This is a genomic window from Actinomycetota bacterium (genome assembly GCA_005888325.1).
Taxonomy (GTDB): Bacteria; Actinomycetota; Acidimicrobiia; order Acidimicrobiales; family AC-14; genus AC-14.
Genome location: VAWU01000017.1, coordinates 176,378 through 199,600 on the forward strand (window position 1 = coordinate 176,378; position 23,223 = coordinate 199,600).

The window sequence follows — 23,223 nt, forward strand, 5'->3', positions numbered from 1 at the left end:
GCCACCGGCAAGCTGTCCCGCCGCCACGCCGTACCATTCGACACAGTGCTCGACTACCACCTGCACCTCTGGCCTCACGGCACTCGGGCGTCGCAACCCACGCTCGAGCAGCTCGCCGCGTACTGCGAGCGCGCCGCGCAGGCGGGGGTCACCGAGATCGCGCTGACCGAGCACCTGTACCGCTTCCGTCAGGCCGACGCCGCGCTGCGCGGCTGGTGGGACGACGAGCCCGACCTCGCTCTCCGCGCCCAGATGAAGGGCTACTGGGACGACCACGTCTCGGCCGACCTCGACGACTACGTCGAGGCGGTGCTCGAGGCCAAGGCGGCCGGCCTCCCCGTGCTGCTCGGTCTCGAGGTCGACCACTACGCGGGTCGTATGGACGAGGTCGCCCGCCTGCTCGCGGGCTACCCGTTCGACGTGCTGCTCGGCTCCGTGCACTGGATCGGGGCGTGGGGCTTCGACATCCTCGAAGACCCGGTCGTGCTGGCCGAGTGGGACAACCGGAGCATCGAGAGCACATGGGACGGCTACACCGACGCGCTCGAGGAGCTGGCGGGCTCCGGCGTCTGCGACGTGCTCGCCCATCCCGACCTCCCCAAGGTCAGCGGTCGCCGTCCGGCCGTGCCCGACGAGTGGTACGAGCGCATGGCGGAAGCGGCGGCGTCGAGTGGCATGGCGGCGGAGGTGTCATCCGCGGGTTGGCGCAAACCCGCGGCCGAGGCGTACCCCGCGCCCGCGCTGCTCGCGCGCTTCCACAAGCGTGACGTGCCGATCACCACCGCGTCGGACGCGCACGACCTGCCCGACGTGGCCGCGCGCGCCGTCGAACTGCGCGTCATGCTCGCCGATGCGGGGTACGAGTGGCTGGCGGGCTATCGCGACCGCCGGCGCCACGCCGTCGCGCTGTAGATGGCGTCACTCGCCGAGATCGCCCGTTCGTACACGAAGGTCGAGGGCACCGCGCTGGCCCACCTCCAGCGGCTGATCGCGGCCTGGGGCCTGCTGGCCGACTTCTGCTTCTCGGACCTGCTGCTGTTCGTGCCCGTGGCCGGCGGCGAGTCGGAGTTCGTGATCCTGGGTCAGATGCGCCCGACGACCAGCCAGACGCTCTACCGCGAGGACCAGGTCGGCCGGGTCGTCGACGACGTGGAGCGCCCGCTCGTCGCCCGGGCCTGGCGGCTCGGCCAGATCGTCGACGGCGAGAACAAGCTCGACCCCCAACGCGAGCGGTCGCGCATCCAGTGCATCCCGGTGCGCTGGAAGGACGCGTTGGTCGGCGTGATGACGCGCGAGTCGGTGCCGTCGGTGGGTCGCCGCCCCGGCGAGCTCGAGCGGGTCTACATCGAGATCTTCGACCGCTTCGCCCGCATGATCGCCACCGGAGAGTTCCCGTTCGGCGCCGAGGACATCGAGACCGAGGACGCGCCTCGCGTCGGCGACGGCGTCCTCCTGCTCGACGAGTTCGCACGGGTCGAGTACGCGTCGCCCAACGCGGTGTCTGCCCTCCACCGGATCGGCATCCACTCCAACCTCGAGGGCGCCCGTCTCAGCGAGCTGGGCCTCGACGAATCGCCGGTGCGCGTGGCCTTTGCGATCGGCCTCCCCATCACCGAGGAGATGGAGCGAGGGCCCGTGACGCTCATCCTGCGCGCCATCCCGCTCATCGAGCACCCGAAGCTGTCGGGCGCGGTCGTGCTGTTGCGCGACGTGTCGGAGCTGCGCCGACGCGACCGCCTCCTCATCTCCAAGGACGCGACCATCCGCGAGGTGCACCATCGGGTCAAGAACAACCTGCAGACGATCTCTGCCCTGCTGCGCCTTCAGGGCCGTCGGATGGAGAGCCCCGAGGCCATCACCGCCATCGAGGAGTCGGTGCGTCGCATCCGCTCCATCGCCCTCGTGCACGAGACGCTGTCGCGCGCATCGGGTGAAGAGGTGGAGTTCAACGAGATCGTGCGCCCGCTGGCGCGGATGGTGGAAGAGGGCCTGCTGTCGCCCGATCACCCCGTGCGCATCACCGTCGACGGCGATGCCGGTGAGCTGCGCGCCGAGGTCGCGACCCCGCTCGCGGTCGTGCTCACGGAGCTGCTCCAGAACGCGGTGCAGCACGCCTTTCCCGAGGACGCGGTCGCCCCGCCCGCCGACCCGCAGGTGCGCGTCACGATTGAGCAGCAGCCCGGTGAGCTGGTTGTGCGCGTCCACGACAACGGCGTGGGCCCGCCCCCTGGCTTCTCGGTCGACGACGCCACCAGCCTCGGCCTGACGATCGTGCGGGCGCTGGTCACCACCGAGCTCGCCGGCACCATCTCGATGCACACCGACGACGGCACGCTCGTCGACCTGCGCATCCCGGTCCTACCGAGGGTCGTCTCCTGACCGGCGGGGTTGGGGGTCCCCGCCGGACGCGGCGGGTGCCGAAGCGAAGCGGAGGCGGGCCCGCCGCCCAGCTAAGACGCTCGGCGCTGGCGGGCGAGCCAGGCCTTGCGCAGCTTGCGACGCTCGTCCTCGTCGGTGCCGCCCCACACGCCGGCCTCCTGATTGGTGGCGAGGGCGAACTCGAGGCACGCGCCCTGCACCTCGCACCTCCGGCACACGAGCTTGGCCGCCGCGATCTGCTCCACCGCGGGGCCGGTGCTGCCCACGGGGAAGAACAGGTCGGGGTCGGTGTCACGGCAGGCGGCCTGGTCTCGCCAGTCGTCGGTGTCCCACTCGAAGGGACGGCTCCAGGTGAGGGCCACGGTGCCTCCCGCGAATTCCGGTGACGCGAATTTCGGCTGGTTTGGGTTGTTCGTGAAGGCGTTCACATGAACGAACGCCCGAGGACGACGCGCACGATCGGGATTTCGACCCTCTGACCCTAACCCCGGCTTGCTCACTTCAGCAAGCACTTTGTACGGTTTTTCCCAAGGCCTCGAGGCCCGCCGGTCAGGGCTGGACGATCGTCAGCGCGTCGGGCTCGTGGCGAAGCTCGAGCTGCTCGGTCTCGCCCAGGTAGTCGCCGTCCACCTGGTAGGGGAAGGGGCCGTGCCCGCGCACGGTGAGGGCCGCGAGGTCGGTTCGGTAGTCGATCTTGCGGTGGCGCCGGAGCCAGCTGCCCGTCCCCAGCGCAGACGCGAGGAGCGCGAGCAACCGAACCGCATCGAGGGTGCGGAAGGTGACCGCCACGAGCCCCCGCTCGAGGTCGGCGTCGGGTGCGACGTTCAGTGGACGGCTGCCCAGGTACGTGTAGGGGTTCGAGTTGAAGCACAGGCAGAGGTAGCCGTCGTCGACGAGCGCGCCGTCGGGGGTGTGCACCGCCAGGCGCGGCCGCCCACGGTCGTAATGGCGGAGCCAGGTGCTGAAGCCCGCGTAGACGAACAGCGGATGGCCCGCGTAGCGCTTCAGCGCGGCCCGGCGCTCCACCTGTGCCACCACCGCGGCGTCGAAGCCCATGCCGACGTGGAAGAGGAAGTAGCGGCCGTTCACCGAGCCGAGGCCGATGCGCCGGCACGAGTCGCGCTCGAGCGCACCGAGCAGCTGGCCCGCGGCCTCGATGGGGTCGTCGGCCATGCCGATCGTGCGCGCGAACACGTTGGTCGAGCCTCCCGGCACCACGCCCAGAGCGGTGTCCGTGCCCGCCAGGCCGTTGGCTGCCTCGTTCAGCGTGCCGTCGCCGCCGAGCACCACCACGGTGTCGATGTCACCGGCCGCGGCGTCCTGGGCCAGTCGCAGGGCGTGGCCACGTCTGCTCGTCTCGGCCACCGTGACCTCGTGGTCGGCCGACAGCGCCTTGCGGATCACGACGCGGGCCCGGGCCGTCACCGACGACGCGGACGGGTTGAGCAGCAGCAGCAGCTTCACTCGGCCTCGTCCGCGCCCGCGGCCTCACGCAGCTGGGTCAAGCTCCGGGCGAGCAGGCGGGACACGTGCATCTGGCTGATGCCCATGCGTTCCGCGATCTCCGACTGCGTCTTTCCCTGGAAGAACCTCAGGTGCAGGATGGCGCGCTCGCGCGGGGGCAGCTCGGCGACGAGCGGGGAGAGGGTCATCCAGTCCTCGGTGTCCGCGAGCCGCTCGTCGTCGCCTCCCAGTCGATCACCGAGAGACTGTCCGGGGTCGTCTCCCCTCACCGGCGCGTCGAGCGAGGTGGTGCGGTAGGCGTTGCCGGCCTCGATCGCCTCGAGCACGTCTTCCTCGGACGCACCCGTGTGGCGCGCGATCTCCGCGATCGTCGGCGAGTGGCCCAGCTCCTGGCCGAGCGCGGCGACCGCGGGTCCGAGGCGGAGGTGCAGCTCCTGGATGCGCCGCGGCACGCGCACGGCCCAGCCCTTGTCGCGGAAGTGCCGCTTGAGCTCGCCGACGATGGTCGGCGTCGCGTACGTGGCGAACTCGAGCCCGCGGCTGGGATCGAAGCGGTCGACGGCCTTCACCAGACCGACCGACGCCACCTGTACAAGATCGTCGACGTGCTCACCGCGATTGTCGAACCGCCGCGCCAGGTACTCGGCGAGACCCAGGTGCGCGGTGACGAGCTCGTTGCGGAGCGCCGGGTCGCGACTCTCCGCCAGCCGCTCGAACTTGCCACGGAGCTCCTCGCGTTCGCGCTCGTCGAAGGCCATGACGGATCAGTTCGCGCGTCGTTTGCGGAGCCGGAACGTCGGCCCCTGCTCGCCGATCGCGACATCGTGCTCGTCGACGACGGCCGAGAGGATCTGACGCGAGAGGGGGGAGAGGATCGCGACGGAGGGGAGCGCGTCGGTGAAAGTGCCCAGCCCCTCGACCACGAGGTCCTCGGCGTCGAGCGAGTACCGCAGCTCGATGTTCCCGTCGCGACCCGCGGTGCCGACGAGCGCGAAGCACAGCTCGTCGATGGCGATGCGCAGGTCCTCGACCTCGTCATAGGTGAAGCCCATGCGGCTCGCGACGCCCGCGACGGTGAGCCGCGCCAGCCGGAGGAACTCCGGGGTCGCGGGTACCGCCAGTCGCACCTCGGTGTAGTCGTACACGCATGCCACCCTGTAGGCCGCCGTCCGGGTATGCCGCCGTCGGGAGCCGACGCTACACCGGCTCGCCGCGTGTCGATTTGGCCAGACGGGCCGATCGTCGTCAACAATGCGCGCCATGAACGTCGTCGTCTGCGTCAAGCAGATACCCGACCCGGCTTCGCCGGGACAGCTCGACCCGTCCGATCACACGCTCGTGCGACAGGGCAAGCTCATACTCGACGACTCCGACGCCTACGGCGTCGAGATGGGGCTGCGCCTGGCCGAAGCGGCCGGTGGCGGAGAGGTCACACTCGTCTCGATGGCGCCGAACAGCGAGGTCTCGGGCCTCCGCACCGCGCTCGCGATGGGAGCGGCAAAGGCCATCCTCGTGAGCGACGATGCTCTCAAGGGCTCCGACGCGCTGTCGACCGCCAAGGTCCTTGCGGCCGCGATCCAACGCGCCAATCCGGATCTCGTGCTCGCGGCCACCGAGTCGACCGACGGGTACACGGGCACCACTCCCGCGCAGGTCGCCGAGCTGCTCGGGTGGCCGTCGGTCACGTTCGCCAAGCACATCGAGGTCACCGGCGACAAGGTGAAGGTCGACCGCCAGACCGAGGCGGGCTACGACCAGGTCGAATGTCCCCTGCCCGCGCTCGTCACCGTGACCGCCGGCGTGGTCGAGCCGCGCTACCCGTCGTTCAAGGGGATCATGGCCGCCAAGAACAAGCCGGTCGAGGAGCTCAAGGTCGACGACCTCGGACTGAGCGCGGACCAGGTGGGATGGAGCGGCGCGCGCCAGACCATCACCGACGTCAGCGCGGCCGAGGAACGTCAGGCGGGCGAGATCATCGAGGACGAGGGCGACGCCCACGAGCGCGTCGTCAGCTTCCTCGAGCAGCTGAAGGTCATCTAGGTCAGAGAGGACTCGAGGAACATGGCAGTGAACACCACGTGGGTCTTCGCCGAGGCGTTCGACGGCAAGCCGCTCTCGGGCACCCTCGAGTTGCTCACCAAGGCCCGTCAGCTCGGCGGCTCGGTCGAGGCGTTCTACGCTGGCGACGACGCCGACGCGATCGCACCCGAGCTCGGCAAGTATGGCGCCACCAAGGTGTACTCGACCGGCGGCCTCGGCGACGCGCTCCTGGGCGCGCCTGTGGCCGCGGCGATGGCCGCGCAGATCGAGGCGGGCAACCGGCCCGATGTGGTCCTCTTCGCCATGACCTACGACGGCCGCGACGTCGCCGGGCGGCTGTCGGTCAAGATCGACCGGCCCGTGCTCACCAACGGCCTCGACATCGCCGTCGACGGCGACGACGTCACCGTGGGCACCGCCATCTTCGGTGGCAACACGCTCGTGACGACCGCGTTCAAGAGCGAGCCGCCTTTCCTCGCCATCTTCCGGCCCAAGTCCTTCGCCCCCGAGGAGGGCGGTGGCGCCACCGCCGAGGTCGTCACCGTCGACGTGCCCGACACGGGCGCGTCGGGCGCGGCCCGGGTGCTCGACCGTCATGTCGAGGAGCGCAGCGGGCCCAAGCTCGACGAGGCCGCGGTGGTGGTCTCGGGGGGACGGGGCCTCGGCGACGCGGAGAAGTTCGCGATGATCGAGGAGCTCGCCAAGCTGCTCAAGGGCGCGCCGGGCGCGTCGCGGGCGATCGTCGACGCAGGTTGGGTTCCCTACGCGTACCAGGTAGGGCAGACGGGCAAGACCGTGAAGCCGACGGTCTACATCGCGTGCGGCATCTCTGGTGCCACGCAACACATGGTCGGCATGAAGGGCGCGAAGAACATCATCGCCATCAACAAGGACAAGGACGCGCCGATCTTCTCCATCGCCGACCTCGGCGTGGTGGGCGATGTGCACAAGGTGGTGCCGAAGTTGATCGAGGCGCTCAAGGCTCGCGGCTGACGTCGAGCGCGGTGTCGGTCGCGCCGAGGGCCCACGCCAGACCCTCGTCGCGGTCCTCGACCGCGAGGCGGAGGGCCCAGCCGGTGTCGGGGGCACCGGTGTCCCAGCGGTACCAACGCAGGTCGGCGGCCGCCTCGCCGACCGCGTCGACCGGAAGCGGCCACTCGTCGAGCCGGCCCGCGAGCGCGACGACGGCCCACCACGCGGAGAACCGCCCCGGCGCCATGCCCCGCCGGCGCCCGTGTCCTCCACCGCTCGCCGCCGCCCACGCCATCAGCGCGAGCGCGTGGCCGGCAGGGACGACGCCGAGGCGGACGCGGTCGCGGAGCGCACTTTGCTCCTGGAGCGCGCCGAGCGCGCCGAGCGCGTCGCCGGCGACCGCGACGGCCTCGGCCCGCCCCTCCGACTCGGTCGTCCACGCGGTCACGAGCTCGACGAGGGCGCGGCACGCCTCGGGATCGTCGATCCGCTCCGCGCCCGTCGTCGCCTCCACCGCCTCGAGCTCGCCCGCGGGAACGTCGGGGAACTCGGCTCGCTCGGCCTCGTAGGTCGCGAGCGGGTATGCGGGCTCCCACGCTTGGAGCACGAGCGGCAGCTCGAGCACCTGGGTGTCGATGCGGTCGTCGCCGACGAGGTCCTCGCCGCGCAGCACGCGCTCGTGGGCGGTCAGGGCCGCGAGGGGTCCGCGCGGGACGCACGGGGCGAGCTCGGCCCAGGTGTGGGTCGACGCCGCCACCTCCGTCAGCGGACCGGGAGCGAAGCGGCCCGCGCCGGGCACGAGCACCGCGCCCGCCCACTGCGCCGGCGCCTCGAGCGCCAGCCTGTACTCGGCGTGCGCGGCGGCGGGCCAGAGCTGCTTGCCGCGCTCGAGCGCGCGGTGGCACCGGTCGCGCAGGTCGACCAGCGCATCCCAGTCGCGCGCCGAGCAGAGGCGGCCGATGTGGCGGGTGAGCTCGTCGAGGTCGCCCAGCTCGACGAGCTCGGCGTTCACGCGGTCGCCCGTCAAACCACGGGCCACGGGTAGGCGTAGCCCGACCGGTTCTGCGGGAAGACCGGTCGCCGCACGAGGGCGGACGCGCGCGCGATGAGCGCCTCGAGCTCGTCGTCATCGAGCAGCCCGGCGAAGGCCGCCACCGGCGGGGCGACCGAGAACCGGGCGACCGAGTTCATCAGGTCCTCGGGCACGGGCTCGCCGGCGAACTCCCAGATGACCGTGCGTAGCTTGGGCTCCTCGTGGAAGCAGAGGCCGTGGTCGATGCCCCAGATGTGGCCGTCCTCACCGAGCAGGCAGTGGCCACTCTTGCGATCGGCGTTGTTGGCGAGCAGGTCGAAGGCGCAGATCGCCTTGAGCGCGTCATGGTGTCCGCCGGCTTCGTGGAGCGTGAAGTAGTGCTGCTCGAAGTGGGCCGGCACGAACCGCTGGAACGACCCTTCGCCGAGAGGGCCCTCGCGGATCACCGTCTCGGGCACGAGCCGCCAGCCCAGGGCCTCCGACAGCGCGTAGGCCGCGGTCTCTCGGACGTGGAGACCGGGCGGGAAGTCCCAGAGGCCGCGCTCACCGCGCACGGGCTTGTAGACGGCGAGGCCCTTGTGCCCATCGAGGCAGAGCTCGACGAGGAAGGTGCCGTTCGAGCTCCACGGCAGGCGGCCTTTGACCTCGACGTCGCCTTGCCGCAGGAGCCTCACGTGGTCTGGGGCCGGTGCCCGTTCAGGCGGGCGCACACGTGTCCTTCCGCGTCGAGCGGCTGCCCACACAGGGGACAGGGCGGCCGGCCCGCCTCGACCACTCCCGCGCCGTGCATGGCGAACGCCGCGACCTGCTCGCGCGTCGCGCGGAAGCGGGCGACGGCGCCTTCGCGCTCGTCCTCCCCGAGGAGCTCCTCGCCGACCTGCTCCTCGCCGACGAGCTCTTCGGCGAGCAGGACGACGCGGTCCGCCTGCTCGTCGTACGACGCGCCGAGCCCGCCGACGACCCATTCGGCGACGACCGGCTCGCGCAGCCCGAGGTCGGTGGGAAGCGGACCGGCGGGCGGCAGGTCGGCGAGCAGCGCGCCGAGGTAGCGCACGAGCGCGGCGACGAGCGTCTTCTCCAGGCGCAGCGACACGAGCTGGTCGCCCTTGGCCGCCTGCAGGTAGAAGACCCGTTGACCGGGCGGGCCGATCGTTCCGGTCGTGAGGTGATCGACGTCGTCGAGCTCGAACGACGTGCTCATTCGCGGGACCCTCGGCTCATGACGGCGTGAGCGCCTTGAGGTCGTCGAGCGCGTTGACCGTCAGCACCACGGGTCCACCGTCGCCGTACGCGATGGCGGTCACCGAGCACGGCGAGATCACGATGCGCTGGAACAGGTCGAGGTGGGTGCCGACCGCGGCCGCTGTCGCAGCCTTGATGGGATCTGCGTGCGACACCGCGACGACGGTGCCGCCCGGATGTGCACGCCGCAGGCGCTCGAGGGTCGACACGACCCGCGTCTGCATCTCGAGGAACGACTCGCCGTTCGGGAAGCGGAAGCCGCTCGGGTACCGCTGCACGGTGCGCCACTCGGGTGCCTTGCGCAAGGTCTTCAGCTCGCCGCCGGTCCAGTCGCCGAAGTCGCACTCGAGCAACCCGCGCTCCGTCGTGACGCGGAGATCACGTCGCTTGGCGATGAAGCCCGCGGTCTCGCGGGTTCGCTCGAGCGGTGAGGTGTAGACCGCATGGACCTTCGGCAGCGCGGCGATGCGATCACCGACGGCCTGCGCCTGAGCCCGCCCCTCGTCGGACAGGTGGAGCCCGCGCGCCCGTCCCGGCAGCCGGTCGCCGGTGGTCGGCGTCTGCCCGTGGCGGACGAGCAGGAGGAGCGTCGGTGGCGGCGGCTTGCGCGTGGTTCGAGGCATGAGCCCACTCAACCTACCCTGAGCCTCCGTGGAAGCCGACTCGCTCGCGCGTGTCACCGACGAGGTCGTCGCGTGTGGCGCGTGCCCACGTCTCGTGGCGTGGCGCGAGGAGGTGGCACGCGACAAGCGGGCCGCGTACCGCGACGACGACTACTGGGGTCGTCCCGTTCCGGGCTTCGGCGATCCCTTCGCGGAGCTGCTCCTGGTGGGACTGGCTCCGGCGGCCCACGGCGGCAACCGCACCGGCCGCGTCTTCACCGGCGACCGGTCGGGCGAGTGGGTGTTCCGCGCGCTCCACCGGGCCGGCTACGCGAACCAACCCACGAGCGAGCGTCGCGACGACGGCCTCCGGCTCCAAGGGGCGTACGTCGCGGCGGCCGTACGCTGCGCCCCTCCCGCCAACCGGCCCACACCTGCCGAGCGCGACAACTGCGTGCCGTTCCTCGCGCGCGAGCTCGCGCTGCTCGCCGATCTGCGCGTGATCGTCGTGCTGGGCCAGTTCGCGTACGACGTGGTGGCTCGCCTGCTCGGGGTGCGACCCCGTCCACGCTTCGGCCATGGCGTCGAGGTCGCGCTGGACGATGGCCGCACGATCATCTGCTCGTACCACCCGAGCCAACAGAACACCTTCACGGGCACGCTCACGGAGCCGATGTTCGACGCCGTCTTCGCGCGCGCGGGCGCCCTCAGCGCACCGCGGCGATGATCTCCGCGGTGCCGTAGCCGATCGCGAGCGCGCCCAGGAAGAGGGCCACCGCCGACTGCAGGCGGCGGTCATCCGCGCGGATCGCGATCACCGCGCCCAGCCGCGCGCCCGGCACGACGGCGACGGCGAGAAGGAGCGCGAAGCGCCAATCGATGTCGCCGAGCGCGGCGTGCGTGATCGTGCCGGGGACGGCGAACACGCCGACGCACGCCAGTGACGTGGCGATCGCTCGCTTGATGGGCATGCCGAGCACCTCGGTGAAGCCGGGCACCATCACGATGCCGCCGCCGACGCCGAGCAGCCCCGACAAGCCTCCGGCCGCGCCGCCCACGGCTGCGCAGGCGAACGGTGACGCGGCGCCGTACGTGATGCCCGGCGCGAGCTGTGGTCCGACGGCGTCGGCCGCGGCCGCGTCGCCGTCGGCGCGGTCTCGTGCGCCGGCGCGGGTCCGGCCATCGTCAGTCTGCCCGGACGCAGTCGGCTCGACGGCGGCGCGCGGGCGCACCCGCCACGCGGTGAGGCCGAGGAAGAACGCGGTCATCACCATCAGCCAGTGTCCGTTGCCGGGCACCGCGTGGGAAGCCAGCGAGCCGAGCACCGCGCTCACGACACCAACCGGTGCCGTCCATTGCACGACGTGCCAGTCGATCAGGTCGTCGCGCGCGTAACGGACTGTTCCGGAGATCGCGCTGGGGAGGATCGAAGGCAGCGTGGTCCCGACCGCGACGAACGCGGACGCGCCGAGCAGGCGAATGCCGGGCGTCGAGAGCACGGCGCCGCCTACCCCGAACGCGGCGGACAGCACGCCGGTCAGGAGCCCGACCCCGAGCGTGAGCGCGTCGCGCAAGGGGCCGGGGTCCATCGGCCCGCCTCAGGCCTATGCCGTGGCGGGCTCGGGCGCCGGTGGCTTGGGCGCAGGAGGCGGCATGAGGCGCGGGGCTGCGACCGCGGTCTCGGGCCAGCGCTTGCGGCTCACGCGCGAGAGCTTGCGCAGCAGCGCGATGGCGCCGGGGTCGTCGTCGCCCGGCCGGCCCTCGATCGTGCCGTCCTCGAGCATCTTGATCAGGATCTCGCGGCCGATGTCGGTGCGAACGATCGTCAGCGTCCAGTCGTTGTACGCGCCGATGCCGCCGGTGGAGATGTCGGCGTGCTCGGCCGCGAAGTCGGGACAGGTCTTGCACCCCTCGCGTGTCCACGCGTGGCACTCCTTCAACGGGACCTCGTGATAGTCGCCGTTGCGCATCCAGATCTGGAAGACGCCCTTGATGTTCATCTTCACCATGTCCTGCTTCTTGAGGCCGTACTTGGCTTCGAAGAGCTCCTCGAAGATGGCGTCGTCGAACGTCTTCGAGCACAGCAACCCGATGTTGAGTACGAAGCGACGTGCGGGCTTGCCCGCCTTGCGGACGGTCATCACCGGCGGCACCGACGACTGGCAGCTCATGCCCACGAGCGCGAGCTTCTCGGCGCCGCCCGCCACTGCGTCGGCGTAGGCCATGGTGTTGGCCGAGTAGGTGTAGCGGCTGCCGGCCGAGGCGATGATGTCGTCGCGCGTGCGCGCCACGCCGGGGACCGCCTTCCACGACGTGCCGTCGCCCTCGAGGTACGACACGAGCGCGGCGTCGATGTAGCCGTGGTCGAGCGCCCAGAGCAGGATGGCCGACACCAGGCCGCCGTCCTGACCCCGTTCGTGCAGCTCGGGGTCGGCGGCCCGGGCGAGGATGATGTCCTTGGCGACGCCGTCGACCTCGTCGGGCCGGCGCTCGCGGCCGAACATGTGGGTGTCGATCTCGGTCTCCCACTCGCGGAAGCGGGGGCACGCCCGCGTGCACGACGTGCAACCTCGGTCGCCGTGGCCGCAGCCACCGGGCCCCCCCTCCTCCTCGAGATGGAAGGGCCGGTACACGCCTCCTTCGTCGTTGTAGCCGAGGACGTCGTGGGGACACGCCACCACGCAGCCCGCGCAGCCCGTGCAGAGGCCGGACGTCACCACTTCGTCGTAGAGGTGGGCCCAGTGCGCGGTCCATCGCTCGCGCTTTTGTGTCCCGCCTGCCTGTGCGCCCGGCGTCTCTGTCACAGCCATCGGCGACAGATTAGGGACGGAGCCTGGGTAGGGTCGATTCCCCCATGCCCGAGCTGCCCGAGGTCGAGACCTACCGACGGCTGGCCGAGCGTGCGCTCGATCGCACCATCGACGAGGTCGTCGCGCCCGACGCGTGGTACCTCAAGCGGGGTCTCACCGCGCGCGCGGCCGCGGCGGCCCTGACCGGTCGGCGCTTCACCGCAGCCCGTCGCCGCGGCAAGACCCTCTACCTCGACAGCTCCGACGACGGCCCCGTGCTCAAGCTCGGGTTCGGGATGAGCGGGCGGCTCGTCGTCGACGGGATCGCCGGCATCGACCGGCTGCTCGGCGACAGCGAGGCCGTCGAGGCTTCCGCTCGAGCGCCCGTGCTCGAGCGATGGGACCGCTTCGCCGTGCGCTTCGAGGACGGCGGCGACCTGCGCATGCGCGACCCGCGCCGTCTGGGCCGGGTCGAGCTCGACGCCGACGAGTCCCGCCTCGGACCCGACGCGGTGGGGCTGACGCCTGCCGGCTTGCGTGCCGTCCTCGGCACGAGCACCGCGCCGCTGAAGGCGCGGCTGATGGACCAGGCCCGTCTGGCAGGTGTCGGCAACCTCATCGCCGACGAGCTCCTGTGGCGGGCTGGGCTCGACCCGGCCCGCCCCGCCGGTTCGCTCGAGGCGCGCGACGTGCGGCGCCTCCACCGTCACCTCGTCGCGACGCTGGCGCATCTCCTCGCGGGCGGGTCGCACACCGGCGCGCTCATGCCCGAGCGCAGGCCCGGCGGCGTGTGCCCGAAGGACGGCACGCCCCTCGTCCGGCGCACGATCGGCGGCCGCACGACCTGGTCGTGCCCCACCCACCAGCTCTGAGCCGGTCACCATGCCTTCGGCTTCTGGGTGCGCTCAACCACCGTCACGGTTGTTGAGCGCTCCAAGAACGCACCGCGTCCTGGCCGTCACGTATCGCGGCAGACGCAGAATTCGTTGCCGACCGGGTCGGACATCACCTGGAACGCCCATTCGTCGCCCTCGATGACGGGCTCGCCGAGCCGGGTCGCCCCCAACTCCTCCAACTGCTCCATGAACGGCTCGGGCTCGGCGACGTAGAGATCGAGGTGCAGCCGGTTCTTCGTCGCCTTGGGCTCGGGCACGCGCTGCAGGAACACGACCGGCCCGTCGCCGTCAGGCGGCGCGAGGTCGATGAACCCGTCGCCGTCGTCCTCCTCGCGCCGGTAGCCGAGGGCGAACTCCCAGAACGGCGCCAGCGCGTCGGGGTCGGGACAGTCGATGCCGATCTCGAGACGAGGACGGCCGGTCACGTCGAGGCGGCCGCGATCGCCGCGTTCACGACGGTGGACACGCGGTCGCCGCCGAGGAGGTTGAGCTCGAGGCGGTCGAGGGTGACGGCGATCGCCAGCTCGGCCTTCGGGTCGGCGAGGGCCACGGAACCGCCGTAGCCGGCGTGGCCGAACGCCTCATCGTTCGGTCCCGCGATCGCGAGCATCCCACCTCCGCCCATGAACCCGAGGCGCCAGTTCATCGGCAGGACCAGCACCAGATCGGGTCGGGTGTTCTGCACGGTGGTGGCCCGGGCGAGCGTCTCCGCCGACAACAAGCGCACGCCGTCACGCTCGCCCCCACGCTCGAGCGTCGCGTAGAACGCGGCGAGGGAGCGGGCGGTGAACGCGCCCGAAAACGCGGGACCGCAGGTCGAGAGGCCCAGAGGGCTGTTGACGAACTCGACGATGTCACCGTCGGGCGACAGCGCGCGCCAGGCGATCGAGTCGGGCGGCACGAACGCCGAGAACGTGGCTTCGTCGATCTCCGGGGCAGTGAGGGGGGCGGCCCGGTGGTGCTCCGATTCCGGCGTGCCGATGTAGAAGCCGTCGAGGTCGAGGGGGCCGGCGATCTCGTCCGCGAGGAAGGGTGAGAGGTCACGACCGTCGATGCGCCGGACGAGCTCGCCCACCATCCAGCCGAAGTTCACCGCGTGATACCCGTTCGCGCTGCCCGGCTCCCAGAGGGGCTCGAGCCTCTCCATCATCGCCACCATCGCGTCCCAGTCGGCCATCACCGACACATCTGGTACCTCGCCGCGGATCTGGGGAACCCCCGCCTCGTGGCAGAGCACGTGGCGGATCGTCACCGCCTTCTTGCCGAACTCGGGCCAGACCGAGGCGACGGGCGCGTCGTAGTCGATGCCGGCACGCTCCATCGCCATGTGCAGTGCGGTGGACGCCGGGCCCTTGGTCGTCGAGAACGACACCGCGATCGTGCTTTCCGACCAGCCCGCGCCCCCCCAGATGTCGACAACGGGATCGCCGCGGTGGCGCACGGCGATCGCCGCGCCGTGGTGGGCGCCCGAGGCCAGCTGGGCGGCCAGGAGCTCGGCCACTGCCGAGAACCGCGTGTCGCACCATCCCCCGATCGCCTCCGGCAGCTTCATCTCGGCCATGCTCAACCTTCCCAGATCGACGTCGCGAACGTGCCGGCCTCGACGACGGCACGGCTCCACGGGCGGGCGATGGCGCGCAGGCGGTCGCACGCCTCGGTTCCGATGTGTCGCCACGGGCCCCGCGCGAGCGCGTCGGTGCGTTGCTCCACACTCGTGCGATGGGCCCGACCCGCGGTGGTCAGCGTGCCTTCGGCATCGAGCCAACCGCGGGCGCGCAGCCCTTCCGTCGCGGCGCGCCACTCGTCGTCCGGCCAGGCCCGGCTGGTGCGAAGCACCGCGGCCGGCACGTCACCGGTAGCGGCGTGCATCACGAGCGCCTCACAGCCGCTGACGTTCTCGGACGTGAGCACGGCGACGTGGCCGTCACCCCGGTGCTCGCGGAGCAGGGTGACCGCGTGCCAGAGGACGAGGTGTGGCTCCGCGGGCCAGGACAGCGACGCGTGACCTGCGTAGAGCGGGCGTCCCTCGGGCCGGCAGGCGAGCGCGGCGGCGCGCGCGAGGGCTGCGGCCTCGGCCATCTCGGCGCTGTCGACCGCGGCACCGAGCAGTCGCTCGAGGGCCGCGCCGGCGAGCCGGAAACGCGCGTCGACGATGCGCTCGGGCGGCGAAGCGGCCCAGGCCTTCGGGATGTGGCGCCGCACGAGATCGGGATGGAAGTTGAAGAAGGTGGCGATCACGACCTCGGCCCCGACCGCGCCCATCGGCGCGGCGCGGGTCGCGAAGTAGCCGGCGCGGTGTTCCTCGAAACCGAGCCTCGCGTACTCCTCGGGCGCCTCGGGCGCGAAGTACACCATCCCGTGCAGCGGCTCGAGCGTGCGCCACATCTTGCGGGCCGTGACGGCGTCGTCGAGGGCCTCGGGCACGTCCTGACACTAGGCGAGGCTCCTCACCCGGCGACCGAACGAACCGTCGCCCCGGCGTGCCCGAGGTCACTTGACGAATACCGGTCGGTATCGCATACTGACACGTATGACATACCGAGCGGTATCAGAGAAGGAGCGGGCAGCCGAGGCGGCCGCCCTCGCCTGGCTCGGGGAGCGCCTGCGCTTCGAAGCATGGCTCGAGCGGGCGCGTGAAGAGCACGGGCCCCGGCCCGATTCGGGTCTCGCCGCCGCGGCATGACCGTGGTCCAGACTGGGGAACGTGGCCCGGCCGACGCGCACGCCCGAGACGCGCACGCGCAAGATGAGTACGGCCAGGACGCGCACGACCAAGCCGACGCGTGACGAGAAGAAGGCCCTCACTCGCCGGCGCCTGCTCGATGCCGCGGCCGAGGTCTTCGCGCACCGTGGCTTCGCGGCGACGTCGCTCGACGAGGTCGCCGAGGTAGCGGGGTTCTCGAAGGGAGCCGTCTACTCGAACTTCGCAGGGAAGGAGGACCTCTTCCTCTCCGTGCTCGACGAGCACGTGACCCGGCAGATGCTCGACATCCGCGGCGAGATCGACGTCACACGCACCGCGGGGGAGCAGGTGATGGAAGCCGGACAGCGCTTCATGGACCTGTTCCAGCGCGAGCGTGCCTGGTACCTCCTGTCGTTCGAGTTCCTCGTCTACGCGGCGCGCAATCCCGAGTTCCAGGTCGAGTTCGCCGCACGCCAGCGCGCCCAGCGCGAGGCCGTGGTCGCCATGCTGAAGGAGAACGCCGCGGCCATGGAGATCCCGATGTCGTTGCCGCCCGAGCGGATGGCCGTCGCGTTGGAGGCGCTCGCCAACGGTATCGCCTTCGCGAAGTTGGCCGACGAGCAGGGCGTTCCCGACGATCTTGTCGGCGAGCTGTTCGCGGTGCTCGTGCTCCCCAGCGAGCAGCCACCCCCGTGAGCCGGGTCTTCTTCGACGAGGTGGCCGACGCGCTCGTCGGGTTCCTGTCCCCGCGATGGCGCCGGTTCTCCTCGCGGGTGTCGAGCCGCAACCTCAAGGTCTGGTACGCGGGCGACGGGCGGGAGCACTACGAGGTCCAGCTCCTCTCGTCGAAGCGCCTGGAGATCGGGTTCCACGCCGAGCACCGTGATCGCCTCGTCAACGAAGCCGTGCTCGCCCGCCTTCTCGAGCAGGAGCCGCAATGGCGGGAGGTGCTGGGCGACGACGCCGTTGCCGGCGCGTTCATCGGCGCCGGACCGCGAGTGCCTTGGCGGCGTCTGTCCGAGGTCTGGGACGGCGTCGACGTCGAGGGGCCCGAGACGGCGATCGAAGCCGCCGAACGGCTGGGTGGGTACATCGGCGCGCTCGAGCCCCGACGGGCGTGAGGGGAGTCCCGTGAGCGCAAGGATCGGGAGGACGATCTCCGAGTCGACCGCGAGCTTCGCACCGCTGCCCGTGCCCCCCGCCGGAGCGCCCAACGTGGTGGTGATCGTCCTCGACGACCTCGGGTTCGCCCAGCTCGGCTGCTTCGGTTCCGACATCGCGACCCCGCACATCGACGCGCTGGCCGCCGGCGGTCTCCGCTACAACCGCTTCCACGTCACGTCGCTCTGCTCGCCCACACGCGCCTGCCTGCTCACGGGGCGCAATCACCACGCCGTCGGCATGGGCTTCCTCGCCGACATCCCGATCGGGTTCCCGGGCTACAACGGCACCATCCCCCGCTCGGCCGCGACGTTGCCGCGCATCCTGCGCGACACGGGCTACAGCACGTTCGCGGTCGGCAAATGGCACCTGGCGCCGCGCTGGGAGCTCAGCGCGTCGGGGCCCTTCGACCGCTGGCCGCTGGGCCTCGGCTTCGAGCGTTTCTACGGCTTCCTCGGCGGCGACACCAACCAGTGGACACCGGAGCTCGTGGCGGACAACGGATTCGTGGAGCCGCCGCGTTCGCCGCAGGACGGCTACCACCTCACCGAGGATCTGGCCGACCGTGCGATCCGCTTCGTGCACGACCAGCAACAGGCCACGCCGGGCAAGCCGTTCTTCCTCTACCTCGCGACGGGAGCCATGCACGCGCCCCATCACGTGGCGCCCGAGTGGATCGAGCGCTACCGCGGCCGCTTCGACCGGGGCTGGGAGGCGTGGCGCGACGACGCGTTCGCCCGTCAGCGCGAGATCGGTGTCGTGCCCGACGGCACGACGCTCACCGCCCGCCCGAGCTGGGTGGACGCGTGGGACGGGCTCTCGAACGACCGGCGCCGGCTCTTCGCGCGGATGATGGAGGTGTTCGCCGGGTTCCTCAGCCACACCGACGCGCAGATCGGTCGCGTCGTCGACTTCCTCGCGCAGACCGGCACCCTCGACGACACGCTCCTGATCCTGTGCTCCGACAACGGTACGAGCGCAGAGGGCGGTCCCCTGGGATCGCTCAACGAGCACCGGTTCACGCACGACCGGACGGACGACATCGCGGACACGTTGGCGCACCTCGACGACCTCGGCGGCTTCCACGCGTACAACCACTACGCCTGGGGCTGGGCCTGGGCCGGCAACGCGCCGTTCCGGCTGTGGAAGCGGTACACGTGGTTGGGCGGCGTGCGCACGCCGCTCGTGGTGCACTGGCCGCGCCGGTTGGAGACTCCCGGTGAGGTGCGCGGGCAGTTCTGCCATGCGGTCGACATCACGCCGACCGTGCTGGACGCCGTGGGCATCGAGCAACCCGAGATCGTCGACGGCACGCGTCAGCAACCGGTCGACGGGGTCAGCCTGCTCCCGACCTTCGCCGATGCGGACGCGCCCGATCCGCGGCGCACGCAGTACTTCGAGATGCTCGGCAGTCGCGCCATCTACCACGACGGATGGAAGGCCACCACCGACCACGTCGGGCGCCAGCTCACGGTCGAGCGGGAGCTGCTCGAGGGGAGCCTCGACTTCGAGACCGATCGCTGGGAGCTGTTCGACCTCGACCACGACTTCTCCGAGGCCCGCGACCTGTCGGCCGAGCACCCCGAGCGTGTGCGCCGGCTCGAGCAGCTCTGGTGGGCCGAGGCGGGACGCAACCAGGTGCTGCCGATCGACGACACGTTCATCGGCCGCGCGGTCGCGATGGTGCCGTCACCGTGGGGGCTCCGTCGGCGCGCGGTCTACCGCCCCGGTGGGGGCGCCGTCGCGGAGGACACGTTGCCGCCGCTGGGCGCGGGCTTCCGGCTGCTGGCCGACATCGAGGTGGGGGAGAGGGCCGAGGGCATCGTCGTCGCCCTGGGCGACTGGAACAACGGCTTTGCCTTCTATCTGCTCGCCGGTGCTCCGGTTGCGGTGTTCAACCTCTTCGGTGAGCTCTCTCGAGTCGCGGCGGAGGGGCCGATGGCTGCCGGCGAGCACACCGTCGGCCTCGAGTACGTGCGCACGCCCGCGGGTGGCGGTCCGGTGGCCCTGGTGGTCGACGGGCGGACGGTCGGTGGTGGGCTCCTCGGGCAGGACCTGCCGTTCCGATGGCAGATCGGAGGGACGGGCCTGCTCGTCGGCCGCGACCGCGGCTTTCCCGTGTGTGACGAGTACCACCCGCCGTTCGCCTTCACGGGCACGATTCGCCACGTCGCGGTCGAGGCGCCACCGGCGTCACCTCGCGACACCGCGGCCGAGGTGCGAGAGGCCCTGCGCCACGAGTGATGGGTCGGTCAGCGCGCCGGTCGGGTGCGCGACCCGGCTTCAACGTGCCGTTGACACAGGAGCCCCCGACCCGCAGGTCGGGGGCTCCTGGCTTGCCGTTGCCGCTTCGGGGCGGCCATGGCGCAGCTCTGAGGCGTGTCAGCCGTGTGAGAAGCCGTAGTTGGCCGTGCTGCCGTGGCTGAAGCCGCGGTTGATCTTGCTCATGGTTCGCCCTCCTTCTGTTGGGATGGTGCGTGCTGGGGTTCTGTTGTTTGTTGGCGTCATCGTGCGCCGGGCCCCTTGGACGGCCCCTGGATTCGGCTTGGATGAGTACGCTCGTGCGCGAAGGGGAGGCGGTGGAAGGGCTTGAGCTGCGCCTGCTTGGCGCCTTCGAGGTCGTGGCCGGCGGCCGGTCGCTGCCCCTGGGTGGCGCCCGCCAGCGCGCCGTGCTCGCCCGGCTCGCCCTGAGCGCCAACGAGCTGGTTCCCACCGACCAGCTGGTCGACCAGGTGTGGGGGGGCGCGCCGCCCGGCGGCGCGGTCACGACGCTGCAGGTCTACGTCTCGCATCTGCGCAAGGCGCTGACGGGAACGACCGCCACCATCGAGACCCGCCGTCCGGGCTACGTCCTGATCGTCGACCCCTCGGCGATCGACGCTCGTCGGTTCGAGGACCTGGTGAAGCGGGCCGAGGTGCGCCGCGCCGACGATCCCGCAGAGGCAGTCGCGCTGCTGCGGGATGCTCTCGCGCTCTGGCGCGGCCCGGCCCTTGCCGACTTCGCCTACGAGCCGTTCGCGTCGGTCGAGGCGTCGCGTCTCGAGGAGCTCCGTCTGCGGGCGACCGAGCTGCGCGTCGAGGCCGACCTCGTGCTCGGGCGGGCGGCCGACGTGGTCGCCGAGCTCGAGGCGCTGGTGTCAGAGCACCCGCTGCGGGAGGCGCTCTGGGGCCAGCTGATGCTCGCCCTCTACCGCTCGGGACGCCAGGGAGAGGCGTTGCGCGCCTACCGACGGGCCGCCGACCACCTCGGGGAGGAGCTCGGGCTCGAGCCCAGCGCTGCCCTCCAGCAGCTGGAGCAGTCGATCCTCATCCAGGACACGTCCCTCGACGCCGAGGCGCGGCCACTCACGGGCGCGCCGGTGGCCGCGTCCCTCCCCGCGCCCCTCACGAGCTTCGTCGGACGCGAGCGCGAGGTGGCCCAGGTGGAGGACCTGCTGGCCCACGCGCGGATGGTGACGCTGACCGGTGCGGGCGGCAGCGGCAAGACCCGCCTCGCGCTCGAGACGGCGATCCGCGCCGGGGAAGCGGTCGACGGCGTGTGGCTGGTCGAGCTGGCGAGCCTGGCCGACCCCACCCTCGTGGCCCAGGCCGTCGCATCCGCCCTCAGGCTCCGCGAGGAGCCGGAGCGGCCGGTTGAGACGATGATCATCGAGGCCGTGGGCGAGCGCGACTGCCTGCTCGTAATCGACAACTGCGAGCACGTGTTGTCCGCGGCGGCCGATCTCTGCGCCACCCTCCTCAGGGCGTGCCCGAACCTCCGCATCCTCGCCACGAGTCGCGAGTCGCTCGACATCGGTGGCGAGGTGGCGTGGACGGTGCCGACCCTCCCGGCACCGGCGGGCGTTCCCGCGACGGTCGACATCCTGCTGCGCTTCGATGCCGCCAAGCTCTTCGTCGAGCGCGCCACCACCGCGTCACCCGGCTTCGAACCGACCGCGGACGACATCGCCGACATCGCCGCGATCTGCGCGTCACTCGACGGCATCCCGCTTGCCATCGAGCTGGCCGCGGCACGGCTGCGGACGCTGTCGCTGGCGCAGGTGGCGACGCGCCTCGACGACCGCCTCCGCCTCCTCGTGAGTGGCCGGCGCGACGTCCAGCCCCGCCAGCGCACGCTGCGCGCCGCGATTGAATGGAGCTACGACCTGCTCGACGAGAAGGAGCGGGCGACGTTCGATCGTGCGGCGCTGTTCGCTGCGCCGTTCTCGTTGGAGGCGGCCGAAGAGGTGTGCGCGGACGGCGGGGTGCAGCCCACCGACGTCGTCGAGCTGATCTCCTCGTTGGTGACCAAGTCGCTCGTGTCACATCTGACGGGCGCCGACGGCGCGCCGCGCTACCGGATGCTCGAGACGCTGCGCAGCTTCGGTCTGGAGAAGTTGGAAGCTCTGGGCGAGCACGCCGCGACTGCGACGCGTCACGGCCGTTACTTCACGACCGCGGCAGAGGGAGCGGTCCCGAACCTGCAAGGCCCTTCCTTTCAGCGCACGCTCGCGCGGCTCGAGGCCGAGCACGACGAGTACCGGGCCGCCCTGGCCTGGCTGGTCGAGTCGGGCGACGTCGACGGCGCGGCCCGTCTGTCCGGTGCCCTGTGGCCGTTCTGGCACCACGCGTACTTCGCCCGGGAAGGTCGTGCGTGGTTGAGGAGGGTGCTGGCCCTCGAGGGAGCGGCCCCCGAGTGGCGGGTACGGGCAATCGTCGGGAGCGCCTACCTCGCTTTCCTGGAAGATGACTTCGACGCCGTCGTGGTCGCATGCGACGAGGGCATCGGATTGAGCGATCGCGTCGGCGACCGGCGGTCGAAGGCCATGCTGCTGTGCACCCGGGGCGAGGTGTCGCGCATGCAGGAGGACGGGGCCGAGGGTGCCGAAGAGCTGTGCACCGAAGCGGTACGGCTCTTCGAAGAGGTGGGCGATCGGTGGGGCGAGGTCTGGTCGAGGCGGGTGCTGACGCTGCTCGCCTGGGACCGCGGCGATCTCGATCGAGCCCAGGAGATGGCGCAGCGCTGCCTCGACCTGTCGGTGGCCATCGGCGACGTCGCCACGTCCGCCGGCGCGGCATCGATGCTGGCCGGTCTGGCCCGAGCACGCGGCGCGCTCGCCCTCGCGCAACAGCTCTACGAGCAGAGCCTGGCGGACTTCAACGATGCCCGCGAGCCCTGGGGGGCGGCCCACGTCATTCGCAGCCTCGCCAATCTGGCGTTCGACCAGGGCGACCACGACCGGGCGATGCGCCTCGCCGAGGAGAGCCTCGAGCGCTACGAGCGACTGGGCCAACCACGCGGCATCCCCGAGGCCCAGCGGGCACTGGCCGACGCCTGCTTCCTCGCCGGCGACCTCGACCGGGCCGACCGTCTCGCCGCCGAAGCGTTGCGCGGATTTCGTGAGCTGGGGTTCGCGGGCGATCTCGTCTCCGCCCTCCACTCCTCGGCGCGGATCGCCTTGGCGCGCGGTGAAATCGATCGGGCGGAAGCGCAGATGGAAGAGGCGCTCGAGCCGTATCGCACCCAGGGCCACACGCGCGACGCCGGTCCCGTGCTCACCCTTCTCGCCCGGGTCCGCGCCCGTCGGGGCGACGGTCCCGGATCGCTGCGGCTGGCGGACGAGGGACGGGCCGTGTTCCAGCAGGCGAAGGATCGCCGAGGAGAGGCGCAGGCCCTCGAGGCGCGTGCCGAAGCGGCGCTCGTGTCGGGCGACGTCGACGCGGCTGTCGAGGCGATGCGCGACGCAGCCGCTGCTCGCGGCGTGGGCGGCGTCGACCTACCGCCGGTGGCAGCAGTCGAGCACCTCGCACTGGTCGGCGCAGTGCGCGAAGCCCTGGCCGACGCCGGGGATCCCCGCGCCGCGGGATGGGACCCAGACGCGATCGACCTGCGGGAGGGCGTCGACGTACGGGATCCGCCGCGGCGCTGAGCTCAGGACCAGCTGTCGCCGGACCAGTGCCCGCCCGACCAGTGCCCGCCCGA

The 23,223-nt window shown here is 71.6% G+C and carries 23 protein-coding genes; 10 read left to right on the forward strand and 13 right to left on the reverse strand.

The window, feature by feature from the left end; genetic code table 11:
- The first annotated feature begins 12 nt into the window (after positions 1-12).
- Together E6G06_04535 and E6G06_04540 are read left to right on the forward strand one after the other, a co-directional pair.
- Complete coding sequence (locus E6G06_04535) at positions 13-912, forward strand: histidinol-phosphatase (protein ID TML93015.1); 900 nt, start codon at positions 13-15, stop codon at positions 910-912.
- Positions 913-2,379: an ATPase gene (locus tag E6G06_04540; protein ID TML93016.1), complete on the forward strand. Its 1,467-nt coding sequence runs from the start codon at positions 913-915 to the stop codon at positions 2,377-2,379.
- Between the two features lie 71 nt (positions 2,380-2,450).
- Here the strand turns inward: E6G06_04540 and E6G06_04545 are convergent, their stop codons facing one another.
- From E6G06_04545 to E6G06_04560, 4 genes are all read right to left on the reverse strand, one after another.
- Positions 2,451-2,741 (reverse strand): WhiB family transcriptional regulator, encoded by a 291-nt coding sequence (locus E6G06_04545; protein ID TML93017.1) that lies wholly within the window; start codon positions 2,739-2,741, stop codon positions 2,451-2,453.
- Positions 2,742-2,928: 187 nt separating this feature from the next.
- Positions 2,929-3,843 (reverse strand): diacylglycerol kinase family lipid kinase, encoded by a 915-nt coding sequence (locus E6G06_04550; protein TML93018.1) that lies wholly within the window; start codon positions 3,841-3,843, stop codon positions 2,929-2,931.
- Positions 3,840-4,601, reverse strand: coding sequence for an RNA polymerase sigma factor SigF (locus E6G06_04555; protein TML93019.1), 762 nt, complete (start codon positions 4,599-4,601; stop codon positions 3,840-3,842). Before E6G06_04555 ends, E6G06_04550 begins: the two co-directional genes overlap by 4 nt.
- 6 nt (positions 4,602-4,607) lie before the next feature.
- Positions 4,608-5,105 (reverse strand): hypothetical protein, encoded by a 498-nt coding sequence (locus E6G06_04560; protein ID TML93020.1) that lies wholly within the window; start codon positions 5,103-5,105, stop codon positions 4,608-4,610.
- Between E6G06_04560 and E6G06_04565 the strand changes: the two genes are divergently transcribed.
- On the forward strand, positions 5,104-5,883 hold the full coding sequence (locus E6G06_04565; GenBank protein TML93021.1) for an electron transfer flavoprotein subunit beta/FixA family protein: 780 nt from the start codon (positions 5,104-5,106) through the stop codon (positions 5,881-5,883). The genes E6G06_04560 and E6G06_04565 overlap by 2 nt on opposite strands.
- Before the next feature lie 21 nt (positions 5,884-5,904).
- On the forward strand, positions 5,905-6,876 hold the full coding sequence (locus tag E6G06_04570; GenBank protein ID TML93022.1) for an electron transfer flavoprotein subunit alpha/FixB family protein: 972 nt from the start codon (positions 5,905-5,907) through the stop codon (positions 6,874-6,876).
- Here E6G06_04570 and E6G06_04575 read toward each other — a convergent pair.
- From E6G06_04575 to E6G06_04590, 4 genes are read right to left on the reverse strand one after another with little or no spacing between them, the layout of a single operon-like run.
- A complete protein-coding gene (locus tag E6G06_04575; GenBank protein TML93023.1) occupies positions 6,860-7,867 on the reverse strand; it encodes a hypothetical protein in 1,008 nt (335 codons plus the stop codon). The genes E6G06_04570 and E6G06_04575 overlap by 17 nt on opposite strands.
- Positions 7,868-7,878: 11 nt before the next feature.
- Entirely contained in the window at positions 7,879-8,562 is a 684-nt protein-coding gene (locus E6G06_04580; GenBank protein TML93024.1) for an SCO1664 family protein, read from the reverse strand.
- Positions 8,559-9,089, reverse strand: coding sequence for a DUF3090 domain-containing protein (locus E6G06_04585; protein ID TML93025.1), 531 nt, complete (start codon positions 9,087-9,089; stop codon positions 8,559-8,561). The genes E6G06_04580 and E6G06_04585 overlap by 4 nt, the downstream gene beginning before the upstream one ends.
- A gap of 16 nt (positions 9,090-9,105) precedes the next feature.
- Entirely contained in the window at positions 9,106-9,753 is a 648-nt protein-coding gene (locus tag E6G06_04590) for an MSMEG_4193 family putative phosphomutase (protein TML93026.1), read from the reverse strand.
- Positions 9,754-9,781: 28 nt separating this feature from the next.
- Here E6G06_04590 and E6G06_04595 point away from each other — a divergent pair, with 28 nt between their 5' ends.
- Positions 9,782-10,459: a uracil-DNA glycosylase gene (locus E6G06_04595; GenBank protein TML93027.1), complete on the forward strand. Its 678-nt coding sequence runs from the start codon at positions 9,782-9,784 to the stop codon at positions 10,457-10,459.
- Here E6G06_04595 and E6G06_04600 read toward each other — a convergent pair.
- Together E6G06_04600 and E6G06_04605 are read right to left on the reverse strand one after the other, a co-directional pair.
- On the reverse strand, positions 10,440-11,321 hold the full coding sequence (locus tag E6G06_04600; GenBank protein TML93028.1) for a sulfite exporter TauE/SafE family protein: 882 nt from the start codon (positions 11,319-11,321) through the stop codon (positions 10,440-10,442). The two genes, E6G06_04595 and E6G06_04600, sit on opposite strands and share 20 nt — an antisense overlap.
- Positions 11,322-11,336: 15 nt before the next feature.
- Positions 11,337-12,542 carry an oxidoreductase gene (locus E6G06_04605; protein TML93029.1) on the reverse strand — a complete coding sequence of 402 codons (1,206 nt, stop codon included), beginning with the start codon at positions 12,540-12,542 and terminating at the stop codon, positions 11,337-11,339.
- A gap of 44 nt (positions 12,543-12,586) precedes the next feature.
- On the opposite strand from E6G06_04605, the gene E6G06_04610 reads away from it, so the two are divergent.
- Positions 12,587-13,393 (forward strand): formamidopyrimidine-DNA glycosylase, encoded by an 807-nt coding sequence (locus E6G06_04610; protein ID TML93030.1) that lies wholly within the window; start codon positions 12,587-12,589, stop codon positions 13,391-13,393.
- A gap of 86 nt (positions 13,394-13,479) precedes the next feature.
- Here E6G06_04610 and E6G06_04615 read toward each other — a convergent pair whose 3' ends face one another.
- Genes E6G06_04615 through E6G06_04625 form a run of 3 tightly spaced genes read right to left on the reverse strand, consistent with a single transcriptional unit; the run spans position 13,480 to position 15,802 of the window.
- Entirely contained in the window at positions 13,480-13,818 is a 339-nt protein-coding gene (locus E6G06_04615) for a VOC family protein (GenBank protein ID TML93049.1), read from the reverse strand.
- Between the two features lie 20 nt (positions 13,819-13,838).
- Positions 13,839-14,978: a beta-lactamase family protein gene (locus E6G06_04620; protein ID TML93031.1), complete on the reverse strand. Its 1,140-nt coding sequence runs from the start codon at positions 14,976-14,978 to the stop codon at positions 13,839-13,841.
- A gap of 2 nt (positions 14,979-14,980) precedes the next feature.
- Entirely contained in the window at positions 14,981-15,802 is an 822-nt protein-coding gene (locus E6G06_04625; GenBank protein ID TML93050.1) for a hypothetical protein, read from the reverse strand.
- Positions 15,803-16,121: 319 nt separating this feature from the next.
- Between E6G06_04625 and E6G06_04630 the strand changes: the two genes are divergently transcribed.
- From E6G06_04630 to E6G06_04645, 4 genes are all read left to right on the forward strand, one after another.
- Positions 16,122-16,796 (forward strand): TetR/AcrR family transcriptional regulator, encoded by a 675-nt coding sequence (locus E6G06_04630; protein TML93032.1) that lies wholly within the window; start codon positions 16,122-16,124, stop codon positions 16,794-16,796.
- A complete protein-coding gene (locus E6G06_04635; GenBank protein ID TML93033.1) occupies positions 16,793-17,221 on the forward strand; it encodes a hypothetical protein in 429 nt (142 codons plus the stop codon). Before E6G06_04630 ends, E6G06_04635 begins: the two co-directional genes overlap by 4 nt.
- Before the next feature lie 34 nt (positions 17,222-17,255).
- Positions 17,256-19,505 carry an arylsulfatase gene (locus tag E6G06_04640; protein TML93051.1) on the forward strand — a complete coding sequence of 750 codons (2,250 nt, stop codon included), beginning with the start codon at positions 17,256-17,258 and terminating at the stop codon, positions 19,503-19,505.
- A 305-nt stretch (positions 19,506-19,810) separates the two neighbouring features.
- Positions 19,811-23,170 (forward strand): hypothetical protein, encoded by a 3,360-nt coding sequence (locus E6G06_04645; protein ID TML93034.1) that lies wholly within the window; start codon positions 19,811-19,813, stop codon positions 23,168-23,170.
- The last annotated feature ends 53 nt before the right edge of the window (positions 23,171-23,223 follow it).